The following is a 6,558-nucleotide window of genomic DNA, read 5'->3' on the forward strand; positions in this document are numbered from 1 at the left end:
CGCTCAAGCTTTGGCTGGTACCCAATTAATTAACCATTTAGCCAATGCTAGAGTCACATATCTGAGTGCGACGGGTGCGGCTAAGGTGTCGAGCCTCAGCTACTACCAGCGGATGGGACTGTGGCAGACTAAAGCTTTCCCCTTTGCCTCCAGAGCGGCGTTTATCAGTGAGATGGAAGCATCCGGTACATCTGCCCTGGAGTTAGTAGCTCAAGATCTCAAGCGATTGGGGATCTACGTTGCCAGGACGCTGAGTTTTGAGGGGGTGAAGTTTGAAACGGTCGTTCATAAACTAACGCCAGCACAGCGAGAAATTTGGGATACTTACGCCCAAGCCTGCGTCTATATCCACCACCAAATCGATGAAGTCCTCCGATCGATCGGATTGGAAAGTGAGAGCGGTAAATGTACCAATGGCAGAGCTAAAGCAGCGGTTAGCAGTCAATTCGAGTCTGCCAAACAACGTTTCTTTAATGCCCTATTATGTGCGGCTAAAGCTGCTACTTTAATCGATGGAATCGAACGAGATTTGGCTGAAGGTCGTTCTTGTGTGATTCAAATTGTCTCGACTAATGAGGCTCTGATGAATCGCAAGTTAGCCGATATTCCTACCAGTCAGTGGGGAGATATGCGGGCTGTCGATTTCACCCCCAGAGAAAACATCATCGACTATTTGATGAATTCCTTCCCAATTAACCTCTATCAAACCTATGTAGACGACAGCGGCGCGACTAAAAGCGAATTGATGACCGACCCCGAAGGCAATCCCATCGTCTCCCAAGAGGCACTAGCACTGCGAGATGGACTAATCGAGCGGATGTCGGTACTCCCCCCTGTGAACGGACTGTTAGACCAGATTAATTGGCATTTTGGTCATCATAGAGTCGCAGAAATTACGGGGCGCAGTCAGCGGATTATCCTGGAGGACGGACGGTATCAACTAGCTCAACGTCCTGGTGCGAGCAATCTTGCCGAAACCGCTGCGTTCCAATCTGGTGAGAAACGAGTGCTGATTTTCTCGGCAGCGGGGGGCACCGGACGCAGTTATCACGCCGATCTCGCCTGTGCCAATCAACAGTTACGCCGACATTATTTGGTCGAGGCTGGGTTCGAGCCGATAGTTGCTTGCCAGGGGGTCGGCAGATCTCACCGCAGCAACCAAGCCCAACCACCAGAAATCGTCTTGCTCACCAGTGATGTCAAGGGGGAATTGAGGTTTACAGCCACGATTGCCAGCCGTCTCAGTTCGTTGGGTGCCATTACGAAGGGGCAACGCAACACGGGGAATAATGGGCTATTTCGCGGCATTCTCGACTTCACCAGCCCCTATTCTAAATCTGCCCTGGCAGAGTTCTTCGCCGACATGAACGCGCAAGGGATCGATGGGATTTCACCAGCAGAATTTGCCGAATATACCGGACTTAAGCTTCTGAATAAGGACGGGAATTTATCAGATAATCTGCCCAAGATGAATACCTTCCTCAATCGGCTCTTAGCTCTCAAAATCGACCTCCAAAATCGGTTATTCGCCGACTTCGAGCACCGGATTCTGGAGCGGATCGCCCAAGCTAAAGCCAATGGCACATTCGAGCGTGGGGTACAGACAATTTGGGCGGAGGGTGGCTTTGAGGTAGTCGATACCCAATTGTTGAGTACCCACTCTTCTGGGGGTGAAACCATCTGTTATGCGATCGATAAACTGAATAAACCGAAGCAGATATCGGTAGAACGCGCCCAACAAGCTGCTCTCCAATCTGGTTTCCGCTATTACCGTCACAGTAAAAATGGTAATTTGGCGATCGCTCACGTTACCGACCAGCACACCCACCGTGGCAATATTGTGGATATAGTTACCCTCTATCACCCAGTTCATCCCAAAACCTATCAACGCCTGGATAAACCCGACTTCGATAAGGTCTGGATTCCTGAAACTCCTAACAACCAATATTGGCGACAGTGGCAGCAACTACTCGATTTAGCTCCTGAGTTCGATCGGGAACGGATCTATCTGTGCTGTGGATTGTTGCTGCCAATCTGGGGACAATTGCCAGGAAGTCCTCGCGTCTATCGACTCCAAACTAACGATGGTCGGTTGTTACTAGGGCGAGAAATCGACAAGCTGAAAATCGATAAAGTGTATCGAGATTTTGGCATTGCTGGCGAATCTAAACTGACAGCCGATGAAATCTTCCAACTAGTTTGGAAAGGCAATGAGGTGACATCGGCGGGACAGTGGCAGTTACAGCGGAACTATTATAAGGGGGAAGATCGGTTGGAAGTAGTGGCTGTTTATGGTAGCAATAAAATCGATTGGCTCAAGGCTTTGGGTTGCTTTACAGAGATTATCAACTATCGAACTAAGGTGTTTATTCCGGTAGATACGGCGATCGAGATTATCGATAATTTGATAGCTGGTTGAATAGAGAAAATCCCCTAATATCGAGCGGGGGATTTTAATCACACGATCGAGATCTTATCGAGTAATACTAGAGCTAGGGATTCGGTTACATGAACAAAGAAAGAGTAGATCTGATGACAATCCGAATAGCTTGCAGAATAGAGTGTCTAGCATATACCAGGAATCGAGAGGTTAAGTTGTCTGGAACTTTTTGTAAGTCTGAATCGGATATTTACCAGCAATTCATCCTCAAAAATATATATGGAAGAAAGCGGTTGCTTTTTCTGGATCGATCGCAAGTTGGGTATTGCATTCGACAAACATCAAAATTACTTTGTGTTGATAGAATAATGCTCGATCCTAAATTACCGCTGAATGGGTCGATCGGGAAATCAAGCATTTAGCGTTATGATTAAGACAAATGCCTAAATTGAGGTAAGTTATGTCTCCATCAACCCAATTACTGGATATTTTGGGAATTCCAGGTTCGACAAGTTCATCTTCAGCTAACGATCGGGCTGAAGTAGTCCGGCGCGGATTATCGATCGAGTCTTTTAAGCGAGTGGCTAATTACTACCAACTCTCAGATGCTCAGATGTCCAAGGTTGTAGGAACTTCAGTGCGAACGATCGTCAGACTTCAGAAAGAAGATAAGCCTTTAAATGCTACTTGGTCCGATCGATTGTACCGACTCGCGAGAGTCGCGGCTCAAGCGCAGGATGTATTTGAGAGTGCTGACACGGCGACTAGTTGGCTGAAGCGACCCAATCGAGGATTAAATGGTCATGCGCCTGTCGATCTACTCGATACGGATGCAGGTACAGAACAGGTGGTGGAATTACTCGATCGAATTGAGTATGGAGTGTACAGTTGAGTCTCAGTCTGTGGCGAATTTCTAAGCGCAAGTATGCAGATACAGCTTTTAGCGGCGAAGGTGCAAGACGAGTCGGTGGACGCTGGAATTCTCGTGGACAGGGGATGGTTTACACTTCGGGAACGCTTTCACTTGCAGCGTTAGAAGTCTTCGTCCACATGGAAGTTGAAGATGTGGCGACGATGTTGGCTTACATTCGGGTGGATGTGCCAACAGAGGTAAAGATCGAGTATCTAGAAGTGGCTCAGTTGCCTCCAGATTGGCGGAATATTCCCGCACCTGCTATTTTGGCAGCTATGGGCGATCGATGGTTTCAATCGGGTTCAACAGCGATTTTAGCCGTGCCTTCGGTGGTTATTCCAATGGAATATAACTATTTAATTAATCCGGCACACCCTGATTTTGTGAAGTTAAGGGTAGAATCTCCGCAACCATTTGAGCTAGATCCCAGGCTTTGGAAAAGTTAAAATAGAATTACCCTGACGGTAATCGATCTTATCGAAAGAGAAAAGACTATGACTTATACCAAACCTCAAATCGATCCCGATCTCAATATCATTCCTGGTGAAGATATCGAGATTCGAGCTAGAAAGATGGCAGCAGCGGGACAAAAACAAGTTGCGGAAGATATTGCTCGTCTCAAAGCAATGGGCGAGCCGATTCACTATATGCTCGGTCATAAATTAGTTAGAGAAGAAGCCGATGGGCGCAAATTTGAGATTGAAATCCAGGCAGACAGTAGCGAAAAAATAGTCGGTGAAATTCTCTAGAATATGCCAACTTTGACAGTCGTTGCTGGAGCTAATGGCTCTGGTAAATCGACATTAACCAAACAGTTAGATCGATCGATTCTATTAATCGACCCCGATGCAATTGCCAAAGAACTAAATCCGCTCGATCCTGTATCTGTGGCGATTGCTGCTGGTAGACAGGCTCTAGCTCTTGCCCAGCAATCTTTAGGAGTGAAGCTGATTTGTCTTAAAAGAGCCATACCTAAATTATTAAGCTAATCATCTCATTAGTTCACCATAAGGATCAAAGAAGTGTACTAATGAGCTTACAGCAAAGTCTAAATTTGTGGCTAATCTTGGGAATTTTAATTTTGCACCTTTAATTCCAATAATTTGACGTTTAAATTCTTTTATTTCTCTTTTTCTTGAATGACCATAATCACTTTGTTCATATTCATAAATCCAAGGAATAGAAGGAACTCTTCCTGATAAATCTTCTACAACAGCCTCAGCATATGCTACGTAATGGATGAAACTTCCAGGGTTGAATAAATAATGTTCATCGGGTAGAGAATAGGTGCTAGCGGCAGATTGTGCTGCTGAAGGTCCATGCAGATAATAAATAGCTTTTTTGTACATGTCAAATTCCTGCCAGTGAAATAGATATTCAAGAGGATTATTAATAGGAATTTCACTATATAAATTGTATTTGAAGTAAAGGCTTTTAATTTTTTCAAGTCTAGCGTGGCGATTTATTGATTCCCACTTTAGCCAATAATCATCTTTGTCTGAATCTCCAAAAATATCGATTAGATATGGAAAAATTGCTCTTGACATAAAGTGACCGACAACATGGCAACAATTATTTTTGAATAAGTTATAATACCATCCTCCTAAGCCTCTATAATAATTTCCTGATGGGTTAAATGTGTCAAAAATATAGGGATGAAAAATTCTATCTACATTAATATTTATAATTTCATCTGCTTCTTTACCAAAACTATTTTTATCTTGCTCCAGAGTATTCCATAATTCGTATTCAGCATTTTGTTCATTTCTATTAGGATTAAAACTAAAATATTCATTCCCTATCTCAATTGCCATGTGCCCAACGTAATTCTTACTCTTTAAAGGTAACCATGTATAGACTCTCATGAGTATTCCATCCTAATAGTAATTTATTTTTTAAATTAAAAATTATTTTATCAGAAAAAAGTTGATTTAGTCGATCCTGTAAATAATGCCATATCTGCTTCTTTCTTTTCCAAAAATTACACAAGAATTCCAACAAGCAAGAATTAAAAAATCAGCTTAGTAATAATTTCAATCACATCTATGTCTCCTAAATCAATTTTATTTGAAAGCTGTGGTACGACATTATTATCCAAATAGCTCCAGTCCATCTCAATCTCTTGAAAATCGTTAGAATTTGCTATTTCCATTCTATTTTCTCTTAGCGTAATTCGATATTTATATGGCCATAGAGGAAGACCAACTTTATGTTGTTGCATAATAAAATGTTCATTTTGTTTAATATTTTTCTAAGAAATTAATCCACCAAAAGTAGTAATTGGTTTTCTGAATGCCATGGTTTTCTCCTAATATAAGGATTAATTGTCGATCGGTCGTCAACTCCAGCCTGAGATCGGGATTATCGATGCAGAGGCGATTGAGCAAAGCTCACGCTACGCGAACGAATTGTTCTGGCGTGACATTTAGAGTGGTATTGCTGACATCAAGTAGCAATGTTTTGGTATCTGTAGAAGTAGCTATTGTCATCAGACCTCTCAACAGTTGTAGGATCTGGATCTTGTCACCTTATTATATCTTGGCTGCTTAAAGTTTTTCGCGCAGTCGGGAGATCGTCAGTTCGACGATCTCCCGACTATCTGCTAAAGCGATCGAATCAATCGCCTTACCATTAGATTGGCAAACCCTACGTTAAAATATTACTTCCCACACCACCAGTAAAAAGCCAGCAATTAAGGCTGTGCGGCAACTAACCATTCAAAAATCGGGCTTGTCGATCTCTTCTCCTAACGCCTCCCCAGTAGTAGCCTCAGCAGCTTCAATGGCAGATTCGATCTGGGCAGCAGCTTCCTCCGCTTTCAGCGCAGCCTCCACAGCAGCTTCAGCCTCAGCTTGAGCAATCAGAACTGCTTCAGGAATGTAATCGGGGTGGTAAGGAATTAAACCCGTACTCCAAAGAGCCAGACTCGCTTCTCTCAACCACTTTTTGAGCCGTCGGTTAGTGGAAAATGGAATCCAGTTAGAATTGATCGCCTCACTAAAAGGGATATACTCACATCTTGCACTAGTATATTAGCTCTACTATTCAAGGGGTTGAAAATATGAGAAAAAGGGCGTGGAAAAACATTGATGAGAACAGTGAACACCATTCTCCCTTACGCCCAATTAACCTGAGTTCGATGAAGTTTTGTCTCCTCAAACTCAGGCATTTCAACACTTTTAGGCTAACAGCAGAATTTTTTCAATTTTTGGCACATTAAAATCCACCATCAATATCATTAATAGTTGAAAAAACATTGATTTAA

General features: G+C 43.2%; 8 protein-coding genes. 5 read left to right on the plus strand and 3 right to left on the minus strand.

Annotation, left to right across the window (positions count from 1 at the left end; all coding sequences use genetic code 11):
* The 5 genes from ACEW9I_RS04965 to ACEW9I_RS04985 all read left to right on the plus strand — a co-directional run.
* On the plus strand, positions 1-2,419 hold a 2,419-nt coding region (locus ACEW9I_RS04965), incomplete at its 5' end, for a strawberry notch C-terminal domain-containing protein (protein ID WP_373539254.1).
* A 421-nt stretch (positions 2,420-2,840) separates the two neighbouring features.
* Complete coding sequence (locus ACEW9I_RS04970) at positions 2,841-3,272, plus strand: antitoxin Xre/MbcA/ParS toxin-binding domain-containing protein (protein WP_373539255.1); 432 nt, start codon at positions 2,841-2,843, stop codon at positions 3,270-3,272.
* A complete protein-coding gene (locus ACEW9I_RS04975) occupies positions 3,269-3,739 on the plus strand; it encodes an RES family NAD+ phosphorylase (RefSeq protein ID WP_373539256.1) in 471 nt (156 codons plus the stop codon). The genes ACEW9I_RS04970 and ACEW9I_RS04975 overlap by 4 nt, the downstream gene beginning before the upstream one ends.
* 48 nt (positions 3,740-3,787) lie before the next feature.
* Complete coding sequence (locus ACEW9I_RS04980; protein ID WP_373539257.1) at positions 3,788-4,042, plus strand: hypothetical protein; 255 nt, start codon at positions 3,788-3,790, stop codon at positions 4,040-4,042.
* 3 nt (positions 4,043-4,045) lie between these two features.
* Complete coding sequence (locus ACEW9I_RS04985; RefSeq protein ID WP_373539258.1) at positions 4,046-4,282, plus strand: hypothetical protein; 237 nt, start codon at positions 4,046-4,048, stop codon at positions 4,280-4,282.
* Here the strand turns inward: ACEW9I_RS04985 and ACEW9I_RS04990 are convergent, their stop codons facing one another.
* From ACEW9I_RS04990 to ACEW9I_RS05000, 3 genes are all read right to left on the minus strand, one after another.
* Entirely contained in the window at positions 4,283-5,107 is an 825-nt protein-coding gene (locus tag ACEW9I_RS04990) for a hypothetical protein (protein ID WP_373539259.1), read from the minus strand.
* A gap of 194 nt (positions 5,108-5,301) precedes the next feature.
* Entirely contained in the window at positions 5,302-5,514 is a 213-nt protein-coding gene (locus ACEW9I_RS04995) for a hypothetical protein (RefSeq protein WP_373539260.1), read from the minus strand.
* Between the two features lie 496 nt (positions 5,515-6,010).
* The gene (locus ACEW9I_RS05000) at positions 6,011-6,232 is read right to left on the minus strand and encodes a hypothetical protein (protein WP_373539261.1); all 222 of its coding nucleotides are present in this window, start codon (positions 6,230-6,232) and stop codon (positions 6,011-6,013) included.
* Positions 6,233-6,558 lie beyond the last annotated feature (326 nt).

This window comes from Chamaesiphon sp. (assembly GCF_041738855.1).
Taxonomy (GTDB): Bacteria; Cyanobacteriota; Cyanobacteriia; order Cyanobacteriales; family Chamaesiphonaceae; genus Chamaesiphon.

Coding starts and splice junctions, on each gene's coding strand:
- ACEW9I_RS04985 (WP_373539258.1), top strand. CDS start 4,046: ATGCCAACTTTGACAGTCGTTGCTGGAGCTAATGGCTCTGGTAAATCG.
- ACEW9I_RS04995 (WP_373539260.1), bottom strand. CDS start 5,514: ATGCAACAACATAAAGTTGGTCTTCCTCTATGGCCATATAAATATCGA.
- ACEW9I_RS04980 (WP_373539257.1), top strand. CDS start 3,788: ATGACTTATACCAAACCTCAAATCGATCCCGATCTCAATATCATTCCT.
- ACEW9I_RS04970 (WP_373539255.1), top strand. CDS start 2,841: ATGTCTCCATCAACCCAATTACTGGATATTTTGGGAATTCCAGGTTCG.
- ACEW9I_RS04990 (WP_373539259.1), bottom strand. CDS start 5,107: ATGGCAATTGAGATAGGGAATGAATATTTTAGTTTTAATCCTAATAGA.